At 71.6% G+C, this 21,199-nt stretch carries 18 protein-coding genes; 14 read left to right on the plus strand and 4 right to left on the minus strand.

Features of this window, described 5'->3' with window-relative positions:
• Positions 1-2,244, minus strand: a 2,244-nt coding sequence (locus JFN87_RS15360; protein WP_209340614.1) for a Tex family protein, incomplete at its 3' end; no start/stop codon positions are given.
• A 309-nt stretch (positions 2,245-2,553) separates the two neighbouring features.
• On the opposite strand from JFN87_RS15360, the gene JFN87_RS15365 reads away from it, so the two are divergent.
• Positions 2,554-3,027 carry an ATP-binding protein gene (locus JFN87_RS15365; RefSeq protein WP_209340615.1) on the plus strand — a complete coding sequence of 158 codons (474 nt, stop codon included), beginning with the start codon at positions 2,554-2,556 and terminating at the stop codon, positions 3,025-3,027.
• On the opposite strand, the gene idi is transcribed toward JFN87_RS15365, so the two are convergent.
• From idi to galE, 3 genes are all read right to left on the minus strand, one after another.
• Complete coding sequence (idi, locus tag JFN87_RS15370) at positions 2,993-3,586, minus strand: isopentenyl-diphosphate Delta-isomerase (protein WP_209340616.1); 594 nt, start codon at positions 3,584-3,586, stop codon at positions 2,993-2,995. The two genes, JFN87_RS15365 and idi, sit on opposite strands and share 35 nt — an antisense overlap.
• Before the next feature lie 292 nt (positions 3,587-3,878).
• Positions 3,879-4,814, minus strand: coding sequence for a cation diffusion facilitator family transporter (locus JFN87_RS15375; RefSeq protein WP_209340617.1), 936 nt, complete (start codon positions 4,812-4,814; stop codon positions 3,879-3,881).
• Between the two features lie 141 nt (positions 4,815-4,955).
• A complete protein-coding gene (galE, locus tag JFN87_RS15380) occupies positions 4,956-5,936 on the minus strand; it encodes a UDP-glucose 4-epimerase GalE (RefSeq protein ID WP_209340618.1) in 981 nt (326 codons plus the stop codon).
• Positions 5,937-6,137: 201 nt separating this feature from the next.
• Here galE and JFN87_RS15385 point away from each other — a divergent pair, with 201 nt between their 5' ends.
• The 13 genes from JFN87_RS15385 (at position 6,138) to hpnH (ending at position 21,054) form a co-directional block, all read left to right on the plus strand.
• Entirely contained in the window at positions 6,138-8,012 is a 1,875-nt protein-coding gene (locus JFN87_RS15385; protein ID WP_209340643.1) for a DUF5941 domain-containing protein, read from the plus strand.
• Positions 8,009-8,761, plus strand: coding sequence for a phosphocholine cytidylyltransferase family protein (locus JFN87_RS15390; RefSeq protein WP_209340619.1), 753 nt, complete (start codon positions 8,009-8,011; stop codon positions 8,759-8,761). The genes JFN87_RS15385 and JFN87_RS15390 overlap by 4 nt, the downstream gene beginning before the upstream one ends.
• Complete coding sequence (locus JFN87_RS15395) at positions 8,749-9,810, plus strand: iron-containing alcohol dehydrogenase family protein (protein WP_209340620.1); 1,062 nt, start codon at positions 8,749-8,751, stop codon at positions 9,808-9,810. The genes JFN87_RS15390 and JFN87_RS15395 overlap by 13 nt, the downstream gene beginning before the upstream one ends.
• Complete coding sequence (locus JFN87_RS15400) at positions 9,788-10,582, plus strand: CDP-alcohol phosphatidyltransferase family protein (protein WP_209340621.1); 795 nt, start codon at positions 9,788-9,790, stop codon at positions 10,580-10,582. The genes JFN87_RS15395 and JFN87_RS15400 overlap by 23 nt, the downstream gene beginning before the upstream one ends.
• A gap of 154 nt (positions 10,583-10,736) precedes the next feature.
• Positions 10,737-11,636 (plus strand): ABC transporter permease, encoded by a 900-nt coding sequence (locus JFN87_RS15405; RefSeq protein ID WP_209340622.1) that lies wholly within the window; start codon positions 10,737-10,739, stop codon positions 11,634-11,636.
• Between the two features lies 1 nt (position 11,637).
• A complete protein-coding gene (locus JFN87_RS15410; RefSeq protein WP_372449235.1) occupies positions 11,638-12,429 on the plus strand; it encodes an ABC transporter ATP-binding protein in 792 nt (263 codons plus the stop codon).
• Between the two features lie 349 nt (positions 12,430-12,778).
• A complete protein-coding gene (hpnC, locus tag JFN87_RS15415) occupies positions 12,779-13,699 on the plus strand; it encodes a squalene synthase HpnC (protein ID WP_372449234.1) in 921 nt (306 codons plus the stop codon).
• Positions 13,700-13,725: 26 nt separating this feature from the next.
• Entirely contained in the window at positions 13,726-14,643 is a 918-nt protein-coding gene (hpnD, locus tag JFN87_RS15420; protein WP_209340624.1) for a presqualene diphosphate synthase HpnD, read from the plus strand.
• A gap of 112 nt (positions 14,644-14,755) precedes the next feature.
• Positions 14,756-16,141: a hydroxysqualene dehydroxylase HpnE gene (hpnE, locus tag JFN87_RS15425; RefSeq protein ID WP_209340625.1), complete on the plus strand. Its 1,386-nt coding sequence runs from the start codon at positions 14,756-14,758 to the stop codon at positions 16,139-16,141.
• A gap of 68 nt (positions 16,142-16,209) precedes the next feature.
• Positions 16,210-17,253, plus strand: a complete 1,044-nt coding sequence (locus JFN87_RS15430) for a polyprenyl synthetase family protein (RefSeq protein ID WP_245179823.1) — start codon at positions 16,210-16,212, stop codon at positions 17,251-17,253.
• Positions 17,254-17,381: 128 nt separating this feature from the next.
• Complete coding sequence (shc, locus tag JFN87_RS15435; protein WP_209340627.1) at positions 17,382-19,373, plus strand: squalene--hopene cyclase; 1,992 nt, start codon at positions 17,382-17,384, stop codon at positions 19,371-19,373.
• On the plus strand, positions 19,373-20,029 hold the full coding sequence (locus tag JFN87_RS15440; protein ID WP_209340628.1) for a phosphorylase family protein: 657 nt from the start codon (positions 19,373-19,375) through the stop codon (positions 20,027-20,029). Before shc ends, JFN87_RS15440 begins: the two co-directional genes overlap by 1 nt.
• 5 nt (positions 20,030-20,034) lie before the next feature.
• Positions 20,035-21,054 carry an adenosyl-hopene transferase HpnH gene (hpnH, locus tag JFN87_RS15445; RefSeq protein WP_209340629.1) on the plus strand — a complete coding sequence of 340 codons (1,020 nt, stop codon included), beginning with the start codon at positions 20,035-20,037 and terminating at the stop codon, positions 21,052-21,054.
• Positions 21,055-21,199: the final 145 nt, after the last annotated feature.

Consider the following 21,199-nt stretch of genomic DNA (forward strand, 5'->3'; position numbering starts at 1 on the left):
ATTGGCGCCGCGTACACGCTCCAGGCCGCCGCCGCCGCCGCCCGGCCGGCCCGCCTCGGCGCCCGCCTCGTCGTCCAGCCGGAGCGTCAGCGAGATCCGCTTGCGCGGGATGTCCACGTCAAGCACCTTGACCTTGACGACGTCGCCCGGCTTCACGACGTCACGCGGGTCCTTCACGAATGTCCTGGACATCGCCGAGACGTGCACCAGGCCGTCCTGGTGGACACCGACGTCGACGAAGGCGCCGAACGCGGCGACGTTGGTGACCACGCCCTCGAGCACCATGCCGCCCGCCAGGTCGCCGATCTTCTCGACGCCCTCCTTGAACGTGGCCGTCCTGAACGCGGGCCGCGGGTCGCGCCCCGGCTTCTCCAGCTCGCGCAGGATGTCCGTGACGGTCGGCAGGCCGACCGTGTCGTTCACGAAGTCGGCGGGCTTCAGCGACCTGAGCACCGAGGTGTTGCCGATCAGGGTGGCGACCTCGCTGCCCGCCGACTTCACCATGGAGCGCACCACCGGGTAAGACTCCGGGTGCACGCTCGACGCGTCCAGCGGGTCGTCGCCGCCGCGGATCCTGAGGAACCCGGCGCACTGCTCGTAGGCCTTCGGACCGAGCCGCGCCACGTCCTTGAGGCTTTTGCGCGAGGCGAAGGGCCCGTGCGTGTCGCGGTGGGTGACGATGTTCTCCGCAAGGCCGGCGCCGATGCCCGACACCCGCGAAAGCAGCGGCGCGGAGGCCGTGTTGACGTCCACACCGACGCCGTTCACGCAGTCCTCCACCACCGCGTCCAGCGAACGCGACAGCTTCACCTCGGACAGGTCGTGCTGGTACTGCCCGACGCCGATCGACTTCGGGTCGATCTTCACGAGCTCGGCCAGCGGGTCCTGGAGCCTGCGCGCGATGGAGACGGCGCCACGCAGCGACACGTCCATCCCCGGCAGCTCCTGCGAGGCGAACGCGGACGCCGAGTACACCGACGCGCCGGCCTCCGACACCATGACCTTGGTGAGCCCCAGCTCCGGGTGTTTCGCGCACAGTTCCGCGGCGAGCTTGTCCGTCTCCCGGGACGCCGTGCCGTTGCCGATCGCGATCAGCTCGACCGCGTGCTGCTTCGCCAGCTTCGCGAGCGCGGCGAGCGCCGCGTCCCACTTGTTGGCCGGGACGTGCGGGTAAATGGTGTCCGTGGCCACCACCTTGCCCGTCGCGTCGACGACGGCCACCTTCACGCCCGTGCGAAAACCCGGGTCGAGGCCAAGCGTCGCGCGCGTGCCCGCGGGAGCGGCGAGCAGCAGATCCCGCAGGTTCGACGCGAAGACACGGACCGCCTCGTCCTCGGCGGCCGTGCGCAGCCTCAGCCGCAGGTCGATCCCGAGATGGACGAGGATCCTGGTGCGCCAGGCCCAGCGCACCGTGTCACCGAGCCACTTGTCGGCCGGCCTGCCCCTGTCGGCGACGCCGAACCGCCGCGCGATCATGTTCTCGTACGCCGAGGGACCGGGCTCCGCGGACGGCTCCTCCGGCTCCATGGTGAGGTCGAGGACCTCTTCCTTCTCGCCGCGGAACATCGCCAGCACCCGGTGCGACGGCAGTTGCGTGAGCGGTTCGGCGAAGTCGAAGTAGTCGGCGAACTTGGCCCCCGCCTCCTCCTTGCCGTCCCGCACCTTCGCGGCCAGCCTGCCGCGGCCCCACACGCGCTCGCGCAACTCGCCGATCAGGTCGGCGTCCTCGGAGAAGCGCTCGGTCAGGATGGCCCGCGCCCCCTCGAGCGCGGCCGAGGCGTCCGCGACGCCCTTGTCCGCGTCGACGAAGGCGGCCGCCGCCGCGGCCGGTTCCTTCGACGGGTCGGCCAGCAGGCCCTCCGCGAGCGGCGTGAGTCCGGCCTCGCGCGCGATCCCCGCCTTTGTGCGCCGCTTCGGCTTGAACGGCAGGTAGATGTCCTCGAGACGCGCCTTGGTCTCCGCCGAGCGGATCCGCGCCTCCAGCGCCTCGTCCAGCTTGCCCTGCTCGCGTACGGACTCCAGGACGGCCGTGCGCCGTTCCTCCAGCTCGCGCAGGTACCGCAGCCGCTCTTCCAGCGTCCGCAGTTGCGCGTCGTCGAGCATCTCGGTCGCTTCCTTGCGGTAGCGCGCGATGAACGGGACCGTGGAGTCCCCGTCGAGCAGCTCGACGGCCGACCTGACCTGCCGCTCCCGTACGCCGAGTTCCTCGGCGATCCTGCTTTCGATGGACTTGGTCGCTGTCACGCTCGTCGTCACTGTCACGCTCCGCTTGTGTGTCCGTTCCGCGGTTGCATTGTGGCAGGTGGCTCGGACAGCCGAGGGCGCGACAGGCGGCGGAGTATGCCCCGTGACCGTGCCTGCCGCGCCGGGCCGCACATCGACAGGAAACGCACAGGATGTGGTCACGGGCGGTCGCGCGCATTCCATTGCGGTGCGGGCCCGGTCGGAAAGCGCCGATAGCCGCTGACTTGCGTTCAGCGCGCCCGGGCGCCGCGAGCCACGCCAACACTCGGGACGAACAACGGGGAACGAAGCGAGGGTGGGTGCCGCAGTATGGAGAGCCGCGGGAGTGTTCCGGTCCGGCCACTGCCGTACGAAGGGGTGTGGCGCTTCACGGCCCCCGCCGTGGACGTCTCGGTGCCGCGGGCGCGGCACGCCGTGCGCGAGCTGCTGGCGCGCCAGGCGGTGCCCGCCGACGGCGACGTGGTGCAGTCCCTGCTGCTCATCGTCTCGGAGCTGGTCACCAACGCCGTGCGGCACGCGGCCGTGCTCTCGCCCGAGATCGCCGTCGAGATCGCCGTGGGCGCGGACTGGCTCAAGGTGTCCGTCGAGGACAACCACCCCTACCGGCCGAAGGCGCTGGAGCGGGACCAGGCCAGAACGGGCGGACGCGGCCTGCTGCTCGTGCGCGAGCTCTCCCGCGAGGCCGGCGGTGCCTGCGACGTCGAGCACACCGCCGGCGGCGGAAAGGTCGTCTGGGCGTCCCTGCCCCTCACCAGCCCGACTGCGCCCCCGTCAGCTCCCTGATCGCCGGGCGCGCCGCGTCGAGCACGGTCATGAACCAGGCCGAGAACGGGCCGTCGGCGCACCGTTTCTCCAGCTCCGCGGGGGAGACGAACACGTACTCGGAGATCTCCTCCGGGTCCGGGCGCACCGCCGCCTGGACCAGCCCGACGAAGAGGTGGTTGAACTCCTGCTCCACCAGGCCGGATGCGGGATCGGGGTGGTTGTACCTGACCGTGCCGGCCTCGGCCATGAGCGAGGGGGAGACGCCGAGCTCCTCGTGCGTGCGGCGCGCGGCGGCCGCGAACGGGGCCTCGCCCGGGTACGGGTGGCCGCAGCAGGTGTTGGACCACACGCCGGGGGAGTGGTACTTGGACAGCGCGCGGCGCTGGATCAGGAGGCGGCCCTGCTCGTCGAAGAGGAAGACGGAGAAGGCGCGGTGCAACTGCCCGGGCGCCCGGTGCGCGGCGAGCTTCTCGGCGGTGCCGATCGTATGACCGTCCTCATCGACCAGCTCCAGCATGATCGTTTCAGGGGCGTCTGCCTGCGCGCTGCTCGCCGTGGTGACTGGTGTGGTCGGCATAACCGTCCTTCGCTTCGGGCCTCGGCCCCCAAGTCTGCCGTACAAGCGGTCCCTGTCTGCACTTCGGGGGCGCGAGCATGATCCGTTCCCACGATTGCCGGTGGGGACACCACCGCCACGGCGGCGGAAACCCGGTGTGCGGAGGCGCGGGCGGGCGCGCGCGCCGTGCGCACACCACCCGCGCGGGCGTGCCGCCGTGCGCGATCCGCACATGCGTGCAAGGCGTCACCCTCATGTGGGGCCATTCGCTGCCTGGGGCTGTGCGCGGCCTGGGGCCATGCGCGCGGGCGCGTCAGGGGCAGAGTCCCGCCTCGTGCTCGGCGTGGCCGCCGGGTTCCAGCTGGAACGTGCAGTGCTCCACGTCGAAGTGGTGGCCGAGGCAGGCCTGGAGGTCGTGCAGGATCTTCTCGTTGCCCGCCGCGTCCAGAGCCTCCTGGTCCACCACGACGTGCGCGGAGAGCACCGGCATCCCCGACGTGATCGTCCAGGCGTGCAGGTCGTGCACGTCCGCCACCCCCGGCATGGCCAGCATGTGGGCCCGCACCTCCGTCATGTCCACGCCCTTCGGCGCCGCCTCCAGCAGCACTTCGAGCGTCTCCCGCAGGAGCTTCACCGTGCGTGGCACGATCATCAGGCCGATCAGCAGCGACGCGGCCGGGTCCGCGTACCGCCACCCCGTGCCCAGCACGATCCCGGCCGAGACCAGCACGGTGAAGGAGCCCAGCGTGTCCGCGAGCACCTCCAGGTAGGCACCGCGCACATTGAGGCTGTCGCGCTGTCCCCGCATCAGCAGGGACAGGGAGACGGCGTTGGCCACGAGGCCGACCACCGCGAAGGCGATGGTGAGCCCGCCCTTCGTCTCCGGCGGCTCGATGAACCGCTGGAACGCCTCGTACAGCAGGAACGCGCCCACCCCGAGCAGCAGCAGGCAGTTGGCGAGCGCGGCGAGGATCTCCGCACGCGCGTACCCGAAGGTGCGGTTCCCGCCCGCGGGCCGCGCCGCGAAGTGGATCGCCAGCAGGCCCATGCCGAGACCCAGCGCGTCCGTCGCCATGTGGCCCGCGTCGGCGATCAGGGCGAGCGACCCGGACGCCACCCCGCCGGCGATCTCGACGGCCGTCACGGTCAGTGTGATGGCCAGGGCGATGCGCAGCCTGCCCAGGTACCCGGCGGTGACGGTCCCGCCCGGCGGAGCGTGGCTGTGCCCGTGATCGTGCCCTGCCCCCATGGGCCACCTCCCCGACGTCGCGGCACCCTGCCGACCACGTCAGTGAACTACGGGGAGCGTGCACCCGGCAACACGACGTTGAACACCGTTGTCATCTCATCTGACCTGCGGAAACGTTCGCAGGTCAGGACGACGGGAAGATCATCCGACCGGCGTCGGCGGGTGCTGCGAGCACCATCCCTCCCAGGCGGATCGCACCATCTCGCGCACGCCGCGCGACGCCGTCCAGCCGAGTTCCGAGGCGATCAGCCCGACCGAGGCGACGGCCTTCGGCGAGTCCCCGGGGCGGCGCGCCTCGACCACGGGCTCGGTGGCGTCCCCCGTCACCTCGGCGACCACCGCCGCCATCTCCCGCACGGAGACGCCCTCACCGCGCCCGATGTTGACGGTCAGGTCCCCACCGCCACGCTCCGCGAGCGCGCGCGCCACCACGACGTGCGCCTCGGCCAGGTCGGCCACGTGGATGTAGTCCCGGACGCAGGTCCCGTCGGGCGTCGGGTAGTCGGCGCCGAAGATGCGCGGGGCCTCGCCGCGGGTGATCCGGTCGAAGAACATCGGCACGATGTTGAACACGCCGGTGTCGCACAGGGCGGGCTCCGCCGCACCCGCCACGTTGAAGTAGCGCAGGCACGCCGTGGCCAGGCCGTGGGCCCGCCCCGCCGAGCGCACCAGCCACTCGCCGGCCAGCTTCGTCTCGCCGTACGGGTTGATCGGCTCCGCCGGCGTCCGCTCGGTGATCAGGCCGGTGTCCGGGTTGCCGTACACCGCGGCGGACGAGGAGAAGAGGAAGGCGCGCACGCCCGCCGCCACCACGGCCTCCAGCAGCGTCGTCAGGCCCGCCACGTTCTCCCGGTAGTACCGAAGCGGCTGCTCGACCGACTCGCCGACCTGCTTCTTCGCCGCCAGGTGCACCACGCCCGTCACCTCGTGCTCCGCGAGCGCCCGGTCCACCAGGGCCCTGTCGGCCACCGAGCCGCGCACCAGCGGCACGTCCGCCGGCAGCCGCCGCGCGACACCCGTCGACAGGTCGTCCAGCACCACGGCGCGCTCGCCGGCCGCCGCCATGGAGCGCACCACGTGCGCGCCGATGTACCCCGCTCCGCCTGCGATCAGCCACGTCATGGCGTCACCCTAACGGCCCCCGGGCCGGTGGCCCGGGCGAAGGACCGGGCCCTGCCCGCCGTGCCGCCGGCCACGGTCCGGCAGGCCGCGGGGCCTGAGGGTGAACGGTCGGTGAACTCGCTCTCCGGTTCATCCGATAACCTCTGCCGACGTGCAGCGGCCCGCGCACCCCGATCTCCCCGTGCCAAGGAGTGAGTCCGTCTGTCGACCGCCATCCTCACAGGTGCCCCGGTGCCCGGCTCGCCCCTCGAAGGCGACCTCCGGTCGCTGGGCTTCGACGTCCGCACCGCCCCGGGCGCCGGCGAAGCGCGGCGGCTGCTCGCCGACGCCCCCCCGCGCGAACGGGTCGCGCTGGTCGACGCCCGTTTCGTCGGCCACCGCCATGCCCTGCGCCTCGCCCTGACGGACCCGCGCTTCCCGCTCTCCGCCACCACGGGCGCCGTCACGGCGAAGCCCGAGGCCCGCACCTCCCTCGTCCGCGCGCTCGATGCGGCCGGACGCAGTGACGAGGACAGCGGCCCGGGATCCGGCGGCGGCACGGGGCTCGCTGCGGCCCCGCGCACCGGCGCCCTGGCCGACCGGGTCGCCGCTTCACTGGAGACCGAAGGCGCCGTCGTGCACCGCACCGAACTCGGCTCCCTGGTCGCCGCCGTCCCCGGGGACGGCGCCGCGCGCGACGAGGCGAGCCGCGCCGTCGCGGCCGTCGATGACGAGGCCGTGCGGCTCAGGTCCGCGGTCAAGGCGAGGGACGGCTTCTTCACCACGTTCTTCGTCTCCAGCTACTCCCGCTACATCGCACGGTGGTGCGCGCGGCGCGGCCTCACGCCCAACCAGGTCACCACCGCCTCCCTGATCACCGCGGTGATCGCGGCGGCCTGCGCGGCCACCGGTACCCGCGGCGGCTACATCGCGGCGGGCGCCCTGCTGTACTGCTCGTTCGTGCTGGACTGCACCGACGGCCAGCTCGCGCGCTACTCGCTGCAGTACTCCACGCTCGGCGCCTGGCTCGACGCCACCTTCGACCGCGCGAAGGAGTACGCGTACTACGCGGGCCTCGCGCTCGGTGCCGCACGCGGCGGCGACGCCGTCTGGGCCCTGGCACTCGGCGCCATGGTCCTGCAGACCTCACGGCACGTCGTGGACTTCTCCTTCAACGAGGCCCACGTCGACAGCGCGGTCGGCGGAGCCTCGGGCAAGGCCGTCGCCGGCACGCCCACCGCGGCCCTGTCCACCAGGCTCGACAGCGTCGGCTGGACCGTGTGGGTCCGCCGCATGATCGTCCTGCCCATCGGCGAGCGCTGGGCCATGATCGCCGTGCTCACCGCCGTGACCACCCCGCGCATCACGTTCTACGCGCTGCTCATCGGCTGCGCCTTCGCCGCCTGCTACACCACGGCCGGCCGCGTGCTGCGCTCCGTGATGCGCAGGTCCGTGCGTACCGAGCGTGCCGCGCGTGCCCTCGCCGACCTGGCGGACTCGGGCCCGCTCGCCCGCGCGGTTGCCGTCGCGCTGCGCCGCCCCGCCCGCGCCCTGCCGTCGGTGCTGCCCTTCCTCGTCGCGCTCGCCGGCGGCGCCGTCCTGGCGGGCACCGCCGCCCGCGCGAGGATCGACGGCCCCTGGATCGTGGTGGCCGCACTCGTCTACGTCGTGGCCTCGGGCCTCGCCGTCGCGCGGCCGCTGAAGGGCCCGCTCGACTGGCTCGTCGCGCCCGTCTTCCGGGCCGCCGAGTACGGCACGGTCCTCCTGATCGCCGCACGCTCCGGGGTGGACGGCGCGTTGCCCGCGGCGTTCGGGCTGGTGGCCGCGGTCGCCTACCATCACTACGACACGACCTACCGCATCCGCGGCGGCACGGGCGCACCTCCGCGGTGGCTGGTGCTGACGCTCGGCGGGCACGAGACGAGGACGCTCGTGGTCGCCGCGCTCGCCGCGGTCCTGGTGACCCGCCACACCGACCTCACCGTGGCGCTGACGGCCCTGGCGGTGGCCGTGGCCCTGGTCGCGCTGTTCGAGTCCATCCGGTTCTGGGTGTCCTCGTCGGCCCCGGCCGTACACGACGAAGGAGAGACGGCATGATCGGCCTCGTACTCGCAGCCGGCGCCGGACGGCGCCTGCGCCCGTACACGGACACCCTTCCGAAGGCCCTCGTGCCCGTGGACCCCGAGGGCGCGGGCACCACCACGGTGCTCGACATCGCGCTCGGCAACTTCGCCGCCGTCGGCCTCACCGAGGTGGCCGTCGTCGTCGGCTACCGCAAGGAGGCCGTGTACGCGCGCAGGGCGGAGCTGGAGTCCCGCTACGGCCTGCGCATCACCCTTGTCGACAACGACAAGGCCGAGGAGTGGAACAACGCCTACTCCCTGTGGTGCGCCCGCGACATCATCAAGCAGGGCGTGATCCTCGCCAACGGCGACACGGTCCACCCCGTCTCCGTCGAGCAGGACCTGCTGAAGGCGCGCGGCTCAGGACGCCGCATCATCCTGGCCCTCGACACGGTCAAGGACCTGGCGGACGAGGAGATGAAGGTCGTCTGCGACGGCCCCTCGGCCGGCGTCCGCAGGATCACCAAGCTGATGGACCCCGCGGAGGCGACGGGCGAGTACATCGGGGTCACGCTGATCGAGCCGGAGGCGGCCGACGACCTCGCGGACGCCCTGAAGGCCACCTGGGAGCGTGACCCGCAGCTCTACTACGAGGACGGCTACCAGGAGCTCGTCGACCGCGGGGCCACCGTGCACGTCTCGCCCATCGGCGACATCCCCTGGGTCGAGATCGACAACCACGAGGACCTCGCGAAGGGACGGACGATCGCGTGCCGGTACTGACGCGGCTGATTCCCTCCCCGCTGGTCGTCGACATCAGCCGCGGGGCGCTCGACGGGCTCGCCGCCCTCCTCGCCGACCAGCGGATCTCCGCTTCGGGCCGGCTCGCGTTCGCCATCAGCGGCGGCTCGGGCCAGGTACTGCGCGCCCGCCTCGAGCCCGCGCTGCCGGGCGCCGACTGGTACGAGGTCGCGGACGGCACGATCGACTCGGCCGTGCGGCTCGCCGACGGCATCAAGGGCCGCCGCTACGACGCCGTGGTCGGCCTCGGCGGCGGCAAGATCATCGACGTCACCAAGTACGCGGCGGCCCGCGTCGGCCTGCCCATGGCCGCCGTCGCCACCAACCTTTCGCACGACGGGCTCTGCTCGCCGGTCGCCACGCTCGACAACGACAACGGCCGCGGCTCCTACGGCGTGCCCACCCCGATAGCGGTCGTCATCGACCTCGACGTGATCCGCGAGGCGCCCGCGCGCTTCGTGCGCTCCGGCATCGGCGACGCGATCTCCAACCTGTCGTCCCTCGCGGACTGGGAGCTGTCCCGCACCGTCACAGGCGAGCCGGTCGACGGGCTCGCCGCCGCCATGGCCAGGCAGGCGGGCGAGGCGGTGCTGCGCCACCCCGGCGGCGTGGCGGACGACGACTTCCTGACCGTGCTCGCCGAGGCGCTCGTCCTCACCGGCATCGCCATGTCCATCAGCGGCGACACCAGGCCCTCATCGGGGGCCTGCCACGAGATCAGCCACGCCTTCGACCTGCTCTACCCGAAGCGCCGCGCGCTCCACGGCGAGCAGGTCGGCATGGGCGCGGCCTTCGCCATGCACCTGCGGGGCGCGCGCGAGGAGGCGCAGGCGTTCGCCCGCGTGCTGAGCCGCCACGGGCTGCCGGTGCTGCCCGAGGAGATCGGCTTCACGGTGGACGAGTTCGTGCGGGCCGTGGAGTACGCGCCGCAGACGAGGCCGGGGCGGTTCACGATCCTCGAACACCTCGACCTGTCCGCCGACCGGATCAGGGACGCCTACGCCGACCATGCCAAGACCATCCGCGGCTGAACTGCGTCCGGTCGTCCACCCGGAGGGGGTGAAGGACCGGCGCAGCGGCGAGCACTGGGCTGGGCGCCTGTACATGCGCGAGGTCTCGCTCCGCCTCGACCCGTACCTGGTCAACACGCGCGTCTCGCCCAACCAGCTCACCTGCCTCATGGTGGTGGCGGGCGTCGCGGGCGGCGCCGTGCTCCTGGTGCCCGGGATTCTGGGCGCGGCGGGCGCGGTGGTGCTCTTCCAGGTCTACCTGCTGCTCGACTGCGTCGACGGCGAGGTCGCCAGGTGGCGCGGCCAGACGTCCGTCACCGGCGTCTACCTCGACAGGATCGGCCACTACCTGTGCGAGGCGTCCCTCCTCGTCGGCTTCGGCCTGCGCGGTGCCGACGTGTTCCACCAGGCGGGACCCGCGGCGGGGTGGCTGTGGGCCTTCCTCGGCACGCTGACCGCGCTCGGCGCGATCCTGATCAAGGCCGAGACCGATCTGGTGGACGTGGCCAGGCAGCGCGGCGGACTCGCCGCCGCCGGGGACGAGGCGTCCGCGCCCCGCTCGACGCGGCTCGCGCTCGCCAGGCGGGCCGCCGCGGCGCTCGGGTTCCACCGGCTGGTGGGCGGCATCGAGGCCGGCCTGTTCATCCTGCTCATGGCGATCCTCGACCTGTGCGTGCCGGCCGGTGGGGACCTGTTCTTCACCCGGCTCGGCGTCGCGGTGCTCGCCGCCGTCGCCGTGGTGCAGACACTGCTCCACCTGGTGTCGGTCCTCGCGTCGAGCCGGCTGCGATAACGCATCCTTGGAGCGTGAGCACCCGGCGCGGCGGGCAGGCGCCGGACGAAGCGGGCAGCGCCCGACGGACACGGGAGTACGGAACGCGGTGGCAAGTGCGGAAGGCGACGGGGGCGGCCGGCCCCGGGCCGGGAAAGCGGAAGGCGGTGCGACCATGACGGGCGCGACGCCGTCCCTCGGCGACGGGCCGGTCCCGGCGGAGCTCGCCGCGCGGTACGGCCTCTCGGTGAGCGGTGCGAGGCCCGGGCTCGCCACGTACACGCGCCTGCTGTGGGGGAGGCGCCACTTCATCGTGGCGTTCAGCACGGCGAAGCTGACCGCGCAGTACAGCCAGGCGAAACTGGGCCAGGTGTGGCAGGTGGCGACGCCGCTGCTCAACGCGTGCGTCTACTACCTCGTCTTCGGCATCCTCCTCGGCACGAGGCGAGGCATCCCCCACGACGTCTTCGTCCCCTTCCTCGTGACCGGCGTCTTCATCTTCACGTTCACGCAGAGCTCCGTGACGGCCGGCGTACGGGCGATCTCCGGCAACCTCGGTCTGGTGCGGGCGCTGCACTTCCCGCGGGCCGCGCTTCCGGTGTCGATCGCGATCCAGCAGCTCCAGCAGCTGCTGTACTCGATGGTCATCCTCGTGGCCACGGCGCTCGTGTTCGGCAGCTATCCGTCGCCGCGCTGGGTCCTGGTGGTGCCCGTGCTGGCCATCCAGTTCACCTTCAACGTCGGCATCACGATGGTGATGGCACGGCTGGGCAGCAAGACGCCCGACCTCGCGCAGCTGACGCCGTTCGTGATGCGGACGTGGATGTACGCGTCGGGCGTCATGTACTCGATCCCCGTCATGCTCCAGGGCAAGCCGGACTGGATCAAGATCGCACTGCAGCACAACCCGCTGGCCATCTACATGGACCTGATGCGCTACGCGCTGATCCGCGGATACGGTGCTGAGAACCTGCCGGCGCACGTCTGGCTGTTCGCCCTGGCGTGGGCGCTGCTCCTGGGCGTCGCGGGCTACATTTACTTCTGGAAGGCTGAGGAGCAGTACGGTCGTGGCTGACATCTCTCTGGACAAGCCGGAAGCGGGCGACCGCATCCCCACCGTCATCGCCGATGACGTCCACATCGTGTACCGCGTGAACGGCGGCAGCCGGGGCAAGGGCAGCGCGACGGCGGCCCTGAGCCGGATCATGCGCCGCGGCGGCGGCGAGTCCCGCGGGGTGCGCAAGGTGCACGCCGTGCGCGGTGTCACGTTCACCGCGTACCGCGGCGAGGCCATCGGGCTCATCGGTTCGAACGGTTCGGGCAAGTCCACGCTGCTGCGCGCGATCGCGGGGCTGCTGCCCGCGGAGAAGGGCAGGGTCTACACCGACGGCCAGCCGTCGCTGCTCGGCGTGAACGCGGCCCTCATGAACGACCTCACGGGCGAGCGCAATGTGATCCTCGGCGGCCTGGCCATGGGCATGTCCCGGGAAGAGGTCAAGGAGCGGTACCAGGAGATCGTGGACTTTTCCGGCATCAATGAGAAGGGCGACTTCATCACCCTTCCGATGCGTACCTACTCCTCCGGTATGGCGGCACGGCTCCGCTTCTCCATCGCGGCGGCGAAGAACCACGATGTGCTGATGATCGACGAGGCTCTCGCCACCGGCGACCAGAAGTTCCGGGTCCGCTCCGAGGAACGCATCAGGGAACTCCGCAAGGAGGCCGGCACCGTGTTCCTCGTCAGCCACAGCAACAAGTCGATCAGGGACACCTGCGACCGGGTGCTGTGGCTGGAGAAGGGGGAGCTGCTGATGGACGGGCCCACCGAAGAGGTGCTGCGCGCCTACGAGAAGGAGAGCGGCAAGTAGCCGGGCCGCACAGTGCGGGCGCGGCCGCGGTGCAACGTCAAGGACGGGTCAATTCCGCTGCCCAGGGGAAGTGTTGGGCGGATCGCAGCGTTGTTGTAATGCGCGCAACACCCCCCGCGCGCCTCTTGCCGTTGTACAACGTAAGCTGTGCGGGTTCTGAATTAGCGGCAAGTGGGGTGATTCCCCCTGAGTACCTCACCTGCCCCAGTGGTCATTGCTCGGGAGGGCGGGCGGCGTGTCCGAAATGGGATGTATTCGGTCGGCAGTGTAGAACGGGAGATATGACGGATATGACGGAAAATCTCCGGCTCTGCGAGGATTACGCCGTCCCCCGATTGGGAACTCCGCAGTGATGGCTACCCGGCAGGGGCGAACCGACGCCTCCTCGCGCGACACGCTGGACAAGGCCGCGGACGAGAATTTCCCCGTAGCCCCGTTTTTCCTGCCGCGCGCATGGCGCGACGACCTCATGGCCGTGTACGGCTTCTCCCGACTCGTCGACGACATCGGCGACGGCGACCTCGCGCCCGGCGGCGCCGACGCCCGCCACCTCGGCGTGGACCCGGCACGCGCCGGCGACCGCGTCGCCATGCTCGACGCGTTCGAGGCCGACCTGCACAAGGTGTTCGACCCGGCGGGCCCCGGCCCGGGGCACCCGCTGCTGCGCGCCCTGGTACCGACCGTGCGGCGCTGCTCCCTGACGCCCGAGCCGTTCCTCGGCCTCATCGGCGCCAACCGCCAGGACCAGCTCGTGCGGCGGTACGAGACCTACGACGACCTGCTCGCCTACTGCGAGCTCTCGGCCAACCCGGTGGGCCGCCTCGTGCTGGCGATCACCGGCACCGCGACACCCGAGCGCGTGCGGCGCTCCGACGCCGTGTGCACCGCGCTCCAGATCGTCGAACACCTCCAGGACGTCGCGGAGGACCTGGGCAGGGACCGCGTGTACCTGCCGGCCGAGGACATGAAGCGGTTCCTGGTCGGCGAGCAGGACCTCGCCGCCGCGACGGCGAACGCCTCGGTGCGTACGCTGATCGCGTTCGAGGCCGAGCGCGCGCGGGACCTGCTGGAGCAGGGCGTCCCCCTGGTGGGTAGCGTCCACGGCAGACTCCGGCTGCTGCTCGCCGGATTCGTGGCCGGAGGGCGCGCCGCCCTCGCTTCGATCGCGGCCGCCGGGCACGATGTGCTCCCCGGACCGCCCAAACCCACCAAGGCGCGGCTGCTGCGCGAGGTGGGCGCTGTCTTGCGAAGTGCGCACAGAGAGGGGTGAGCCGGAACGTGGAGGGACAGACACCCATGTCCGCGCCGGTACAGGCGGCCTATCGGTACTGCGAGGCCGTGACCGGGCAGCAGGCCCGTAATTTCGCCTACGGCATCAGACTGCTGCCCGCCGGCAAACGGCAGGCCATGTCCGCGCTGTACGCACTCTCCCGCCGGGTCGACGACATCGGTGACGGGACGCTCGACACCGCGACGAAAGAGGCCAGGCTGAAGGAGACGCGCGTCCTCCTCGACCGGGTGCGCAAGAACGCCGTCGAGGAGGACGACACCGACCCCGTCGCCGTGGCCCTCAGCGACACGGCACGCCGCTTCCCGATCCCCATCGACGCACTCGACGAGCTCATCGACGGCGTCCTGATGGACGTGCACGGCGAGACCTACGAGACATGGGACGAACTGCGCGTCTACTGCCGTTGTGTCGCCGGCGCCATCGGGCGGCTCTCGCTCGGTGTGTTCGACTCCGGCGCCGCGCTGCGCTCCGAACGCGCCTTCGAGTACGCGGACACGCTCGGCCTCGCCCTGCAACTCACGAACATCCTCAGGGACGTACGGGAGGACGCCGGCAACGGCCGCACGTACCTCCCCGCCGAGGACCTCGCCAAATTCGGCTGCGCGGACGGTTTCCACAGCTCCACGCCCCCGGCGGGCTCCGACTTCGCGGGACTCGTGCACTTCGAGGCGCGCCGCGCGCGCACGCTCTTCGCCGAGGGCTACCGGCTGCTGCCGCTGCTCGACCGCCGCAGCGGAGCGTGCGTCGCCGCCATGGCGGGCATCTACCGGCGCCTGCTCGACCGGATCGAACGCGACCCGGAAGCGGTACTGAGGGGGCGGGTGTCACTTCCGGGACGTGAGAAGGCGTATGTTGCCGTGCGCGGGCTCTCGGGTCTCGACGCCCGCCACATCTCACGACGGACCAGCAGGGGGCGCGGCTGATGCGGCACATCGCCGATGGCTCGCGCCCGTATGCCCAGCGCCTCACCCGCACGGCAACCCCCGCGCACCCGGCCGCGTCCTTCCTGCGCGTGACCGTACGAGGGGAGCCCGGATGACGACGGCCGACGATCCACAGCCCGGCCAAGCCGTCGTGGTCGGCGGCGGGCTCGCGGGCATCACCGCCGCCCTCGGGCTGGCCGACGCGGGACTGCGCGTCACGCTCGTCGAAGGCCGCCCACGACTGGGCGGCCTCGCCTTCTCCTTCCGGCGCGGCGGACTGAGCGTCGACAACGGCCAGCACGTGTACCTGCGCTGCTGCACCGCCTACCGCTGGTTCCTCGACCGGGTCGAGGGCACGGAGCTCGCGCCCCTGCAGGACCGGCTCGACGTGCCCGTACTCGACGTCGGCGGCGCCGAGCCGCGGCTGGGCAGGCTGCGCCGCAACGCGCTGCCCGTGCCGCTGCACCTGGCCGCGGGCCTCGCCGCGTACCCGCACCTCTCGCTCGCGGAGCGGGCGTCCGTGGGGCGCGCCGCGCTCGCCCTGAAGAAGCTCGACCCCGACGACCCGGCCCTGGACGGTGTGGACTTCGCCACCTGGCTCGGCGCGCACGGCCAGTCGCCGCGCACGGTGGAAGCCCTCTGGGACCTCGTCGGTGTGGCCACGCTCAACGCCAGGGCCGCGCAGAGCTCGCTGGCGCTCGCGGCCAAGGTGTTCAAGACCGGACTGCTGAGCGAGCCCGGCGCCGCGGACATCGGCTGGGCGCGCGTACCGCTCGGCGAACTCCACGACACGCTCGCCGGCAAGGCGCTCGCCGCCGCCGGCGTACGCACCGAAGTGGGCACCCGCGTCACGGACCTGACGCGCTCCGAGGGCGGACGCTGGCTCGTCCGCCTCGGCGAGGAGAGCGTCGAGGCGGACACCGTCGTGCTCGCGGTCGCGCAGCGCGAGGCGCACGCGCTGCTGCCCGAGGGCGCGCTCGCCGAACCCGGCCGCCTCCTCGGCATCGACACCGCGCCCATCCTCAACGTCCACGTGGTCTACGACCGCAAGGTGCTGCGCAGGCCGTTCTTCGCCGCGCTCGGCTCACCCGTCCAGTGGGTGTTCGACAGGACCGGCGCCTCGGGACTGACGGACGGCCAGTACCTCGCCGTGTCCCAGTCGGCCGCGCAGGACGAGATCGACACCCCCGTGGCGCGACTGAGGGAGCGCTACCTTCCCGAACTCGAACGGCTGCTGCCCGCCGCGCGCGGCGCCGGCGTACGGGACTTCTTCGTCACCCGGGAACGCACGGCGACCTTCGCCCCCGCGCCGGGTGTGGGGCGGCTGCGCCCAGCGGCACGCACCGACCTGCCCGGGCTCTACCTGGCCGGTTCGTGGACCGCCACAGGCTGGCCCGCGACCATGGAGGGCGCGGTGCGCAGCGGCATGAGCGCCGCGGGCGCCGCCCTGACCGACCTCGGCCGTCCCCACGAGAATTTTTTGGAGGAGGCGGCATGAGCCTGGGTACTGCACCTACGAGTACTGGAACTAGAGGAGAGACCGTGCCGACTGTGCCCCCGGCAGACATGGCTGTCGACACCGCGGACGTCAACGCGCTGCTCGACCGCGGGCGGAGCCTTGCGGCCCCGGTGCTGCGCGCGGCCGTGGACCGGCTGGCGCCGCCGATGGACACCGTATCGGCGTACCACTTCGGGTGGATCGACGCGGCGGGCAACCCCGCGGCGGGCGACGGCGGCAAGGCCGTGCGCCCCGCGCTCGCGCTCCTGTCGGCCGAGGCGGCCGGCGCGGCGCCCGAGCAGGGTGTGCCCGGCGCCGTCGCCGTGGAACTCGTGCACAACTTCTCGCTGCTGCACGACGACCTGATGGACGGCGACGAACAGCGCAGGCACCGCGACACGGTGTGGAAGGTACACGGCCCCGCGCAGGCCATCCTCGTGGGCGACGCGCTGTTCGCGCTCGCCAACGAGGTCCTGCTGGAGCTCGGCACGGCCGAAGCGGGCCGTGCGACGCGCCGCCTGACCAGCGCCACACGCAAACTGATCGACGGCCAGGCGCAGGACATCTCCTTCGAGCACCGCGAGAGCGTCACCGTCGAGGAGTGCCTGACGATGGAGGGCAACAAGACGGGCGCCCTGCTCGCCTGCGCCTCGTCCATCGGTGCGGTGCTCGGCGGCGCCGACGACCGCACCGCCGACCTGCTCGAGTCGTACGGCCACCACCTGGGCCTGGCCTTCCAGGCGGTGGACGACCTGCTCGGCATCTGGGGTGATCCCGGCTCCACGGGGAAGCAGACATGGAGCGACCTGAGGCAGCGGAAGAAGTCCCTTCCGGTCGTCGCCGCACTCGCGGCGGACAACGCCGCGTCGCGCCGGCTGGGCGAACTCCTCGCCGCCGACGCGAAAAGCAATGATTTCGAGACCTTCTCCGAGGAAGAATTCGCCACTCGCGCAGCGCTGATCGAAGAGTCCGGCGGCCGGGAATGGACCTCCCAGGAGGCTCGCCGGCAGCACGCCGTCGCGGTGGAGGCCCTGGCGGGAGTGGACATGCAGGAAGAAGTCCGGGCGCAGTTCGTGGCGCTCGCCGACTTCGTCGTCGTACGAGAGAGATGATCACGATTCGCATACCTGCCCTTTCTGGGGGTTGACCTGAGCAGTCGCCGCCCGTGCCCGCCACAGGCACGGGCACGGGCGGCAAAGACCCCAGCACAGCAGATGCACCACTGCACGGAGGGGAAGTTATGACAGCGACGACCGACGGAAGCGCCGGGGCGATGAGGTCCCAGGCCGTTTCGGCGGGCGTACCGGCCGACACCGCCACGGCCGGAGATGTACGAGAGGCCGCCGAGCGTGCCACCCGGCTCGGCATCGAGCACCTGCTCGGCCGCCAGGACGAGGCCGGCTGGTGGAAGGGCGACCTCGAGACCAACGTGACGATGGACGCCGAGGACCTGCTGCTGCGTCAGTTCCTCGGCATCCGCGACGCGCACACCACCGAGGCCGCCGCACTCTTCATCCGCGGCGAGCAGCGCGCCGACGGCACCTGGGCCACGTTCCACGGCGGCCCCGGTGAACTCTCCGCCACCATCGAGGCGTACGTCGCCCTGCGGCTCGCGGGCGACAGACCCGAAGCGGAACACATGGCGCGCGCCGCGCAGTGGGTGCGCGCACACGGCGGCATCGCCGAGAGCCGGGTCTTCACACGCATCTGGCTGGCCCTCTTCGGCTGGTGGAAGTGGGAGGACCTGCCGGAGATGCCGCCCGAGGTCATCTTCTTCCCCAAGTGGCTTCCCCTCAACGTCTACGACTTCGGGTGCTGGGCCCGCCAGACCATCGTGCCGCTGACGGTGGTGGGCGCGTTCCGCCCGGTACGTCCCGCGCCCTTCGCGCTGGACGAGCTGCACACCGACGCCGCCGACCCCAACCCCGCCAAGCCCCTCGCGGCGGCCGCCAGTTGGGACGGCTTCTTCCAGCGCCTCGACAAGGGCCTGCACGCGTACCGCAAGGTGGCGCCGCGCAAGCTGCGACGCGCCGCGATGCGCGCCGCGTCCCGCTGGATCATCGAACGCCAGGAGAACGACGGCTGCTGGGGAGGCATCCAGCCGCCCGCCGTCTACTCGCTGATGGCGCTGCACCTGCTCGGCTACGACCTGGAGCACCCGGTCATGAGCGCGGGCCTCGCCTCGCTCGACCGGTTCGCCGTGTGGCGCGAGGACGGCGCCCGGATGATCGAGGCGTGCCAGTCCCCGGTGTGGGACACCTGCCTCGCCACCGTCGCGCTCGCCGACGCCGGCCTGGACGCCGACCACCCCGCGCTCGTCAAGGCGGCCGACTGGATGGTGCGTGAGGAGATCGCCCGTCCGGGCGACTGGGCCGTGCGCAGGCCGTCGCTGGCCCCCGGCGGCTGGGCGTTCGAATTCCACAACGACAACTACCCGGACATCGACGACACCGCAGAGGTCATCCTGGCGCTGCGCCGGGTCAACCACCCGGACGCGGCCAGGGTCGAGGACGCGGTCTCACGCGGCGCCCGCTGGACGCTGGGCATGCAGTCGAAGAACGGCGCCTGGGCCGCGTTCGACGCCGACAACATGAGCCCGTTCCCCAACAGGCTGCCGTTCTGCGACTTCGGCGAGGTCATCGACCCGCCGTCGGCGGATGTCACCGCGCACGTCGTGGAGATGCTGGCGTACGAGGGCAGGAGCCACCACCCCGCCACGCGGCGCGGTGTGGAGTGGCTGCTGGCCGAACAGGAGACGTTCGGCGGCTGGTTCGGCCGCTGGGGCACCAACTACCTGTACGGCACCGGGAGTGTGGTGCCCGCGCTGACCGCCGCTGGGCTGCCCACCTCGCACCCGGCCGTGCGGCGCGCGGTGACCTGGCTCGAGTCCGTGCAGAACGAGGACGGCGGGTGGGGCGAGGACCAGCGCTCCTACACCGACGAGAAGTGGATCGGGCAGGGCGACTCCACCGCGTCCCAGACCGGGTGGGCGCTGCTCGCGCTGCTCGCCGCGGGGGAGCGGGACAGCACGGCCGTCGAGCGCGGCATCGGATTCCTCGCCGCGACGCAGCGCGAGGACGGATCGTGGGACGAGCCGTTCTTCACCGGCACCGGCTTCCCGTGGGACTTCTCCATCAACTACCACCTCTACCGGCAGGTCTTCCCGCTGACGGCCCTCGGCCGCTACGTGCACGGGGAGCCGTTCGCCGGCCGAGCGCTCCAGGGCAGTTGATGGCCGACGCCGCAGGGGCCGAGCCCCGGGGAACGCATCCCTCGCTGCTGATCGCCTGCGCGCTCGGCATCGAGCGGTTCGCGCTGCGTGGCAGGCGCGGCGAGCCCGCGGGGCCCGTGACCGTGCTGCGCACGGGCATGGGCCCGGCCAACGCCGAGCGCGCCGTGAGGAACGCGCTCGGCGACGACCGGCACAGGGACGCGGCGGTCATCGCGTCCGGCTTCTGCGCCGGTCTCGTCCCGGGCATGAGCCCGGGCGACCTGATCGTCGCCGACGAGACGAGGGACCAGCGGGGCATCACGCCCTGCACCGGCTCCGCGGAACTCTCCGAGGCGTTGTCCCGGGCACTGCCCGGACACACGGTCCACACCGGTCCGCTGACCGGTTCGGACCATGTGGTACGCGGCCAGGAACGGGCCGAACTGCGCACCACTGGAGCCGTCGGGGTGGACATGGAGTCCGCCACGACGCTCCGCACCGCTCTGGAGACCGGGCCACGCCCGGTCGCGGCCGTACGTGTGGTCGTCGACGCTCCGGAGCACGAGCTCGTCCGGATCGGCACGGTAAGCGGAGGAACAACAGCCTTCCGCGTCCTTCGTGCCGTCCTTCCGGTTTTCCATGAATGGCACCGTTCTTTGCTGCTCCCCAGGAGGTGAGCCAGATGGCTATGCCGCTCCGACAGACCATCAGGGTCGGGACGTACCTTGCCGAACAGAAGCTCCGCAAGCGGGAGAAGTTCCCGCTCATCGTCGAGTTGGAGCCGCTGTTCGCATGCAATCTGAAGTGTGAGGGCTGCGGCAAGATCCAGCACCCCGCGGGCGTGCTCAAGCAGCGCATGCCGGTCGCCCAGGCGGTCGGCGCCGTGCTGGAGTCCGGCGCGCCGATGGTCTCCATCGCGGGCGGCGAGCCGCTGATGCACCCGCAGATCGACGAGATCGTGCGCCAGCTCGTCGCCAAGCGCAAGTACGTCTTCCTGTGCACCAACGCCATGCTGCTGCGCAAGAAGATGGAAAAGTTCACGCCGTCGCCCTACTTCGCGTTCACCGTCCACATCGACGGCATGCGCGAGCGCCACGACGAGTCGGTGGCGAAGGAGGGTGTGTTCGACGAGGCGGTGGAGGCCATCAAGGAGGCCAAGCGTCGCGGCTTCCGGGTGACCACCAACTCCACGTTCTTCAACACGGACACCCCGCAGAACATCATCGAGGTGCTCAACTACCTCAACGACGACCTGAAGGTCGACGAGATGATGATCTCGCCCGCCTACGCCTACGAGAAGGCCCCCGACCAGGACCACTTCCTCGGTGTGACGCAGACGCGCGAGCTGTTCAAGAAGGCGTTCGGCGGCGGCAACCGGGCCCGCTGGAGGCTCAACCACTCCCCGCTCTTCCTGGACTTCCTCGAGGGCAAGGCCGACTTCCCCTGCACGGCGTGGGCCATCCCCAACTACTCCCTGTTCGGCTGGCAGCGGCCGTGCTACCTGATGAGCGACGGCTACGTGCCGACGTACAAGCAGCTCATCGAGGAGACCGACTGGAGCAAGTACGGGCGGGGCAAGGACGCGCGGTGCGACAACTGCATGGCGCACTGCGGCTACGAGCCGACCGCCGTCCTCGCCACCATGGGCTCCCTCAAGGAGACCATCCGCGCGGCGCGTGAGACGGTCGCCGGAACCCGATGACGCCGGCCGCCGGGAGCACCGCACACCGCGGTGCTCCCGGCCCCGCAGGGGGCAGGACAACAGCTTCTGAGACATCGCCTGGCCGAATACCGGGTGCCTTCCGGGGCACCCGTCGCCCGTGCGACGGTGGAACGATCCGAGAGGG

It is taken from the genome of Streptomyces montanisoli (assembly GCF_017813245.1).
Taxonomy (GTDB): Bacteria; Actinomycetota; Actinomycetes; order Streptomycetales; family Streptomycetaceae; genus Streptomyces; species Streptomyces montanisoli.

Bases quoted from the DNA above. Each gene is read 5' to 3' on its own strand.
- JFN87_RS15400 (WP_209340621.1), top strand. From the start codon at position 9,788: ATGCCAAGACCATCCGCGGCTGAACTGCGTCCGGTCGTCCACCCGGAG.
- JFN87_RS15365 (WP_209340615.1), top strand. From the start codon at position 2,554: ATGGAGAGCCGCGGGAGTGTTCCGGTCCGGCCACTGCCGTACGAAGGG.
- hpnH (WP_209340629.1), top strand. From the start codon at position 20,035: ATGGCTATGCCGCTCCGACAGACCATCAGGGTCGGGACGTACCTTGCC.
- JFN87_RS15430 (WP_245179823.1), top strand. From the start codon at position 16,210: ATGGCTGTCGACACCGCGGACGTCAACGCGCTGCTCGACCGCGGGCGG.
- JFN87_RS15405 (WP_209340622.1), top strand. From the start codon at position 10,737: ATGACGGGCGCGACGCCGTCCCTCGGCGACGGGCCGGTCCCGGCGGAG.
- JFN87_RS15390 (WP_209340619.1), top strand. From the start codon at position 8,009: ATGATCGGCCTCGTACTCGCAGCCGGCGCCGGACGGCGCCTGCGCCCG.
- shc (WP_209340627.1), top strand. From the start codon at position 17,382: ATGACAGCGACGACCGACGGAAGCGCCGGGGCGATGAGGTCCCAGGCC.
- idi (WP_209340616.1), bottom strand. From the start codon at position 3,586: ATGCCGACCACACCAGTCACCACGGCGAGCAGCGCGCAGGCAGACGCC.
- galE (WP_209340618.1), bottom strand. From the start codon at position 5,936: ATGACGTGGCTGATCGCAGGCGGAGCGGGGTACATCGGCGCGCACGTG.
- JFN87_RS15440 (WP_209340628.1), top strand. From the start codon at position 19,373: ATGGCCGACGCCGCAGGGGCCGAGCCCCGGGGAACGCATCCCTCGCTG.
- JFN87_RS15375 (WP_209340617.1), bottom strand. From the start codon at position 4,814: ATGGGGGCAGGGCACGATCACGGGCACAGCCACGCTCCGCCGGGCGGG.
- hpnD (WP_209340624.1), top strand. From the start codon at position 13,726: ATGTCCGCGCCGGTACAGGCGGCCTATCGGTACTGCGAGGCCGTGACC.
- hpnE (WP_209340625.1), top strand. From the start codon at position 14,756: ATGACGACGGCCGACGATCCACAGCCCGGCCAAGCCGTCGTGGTCGGC.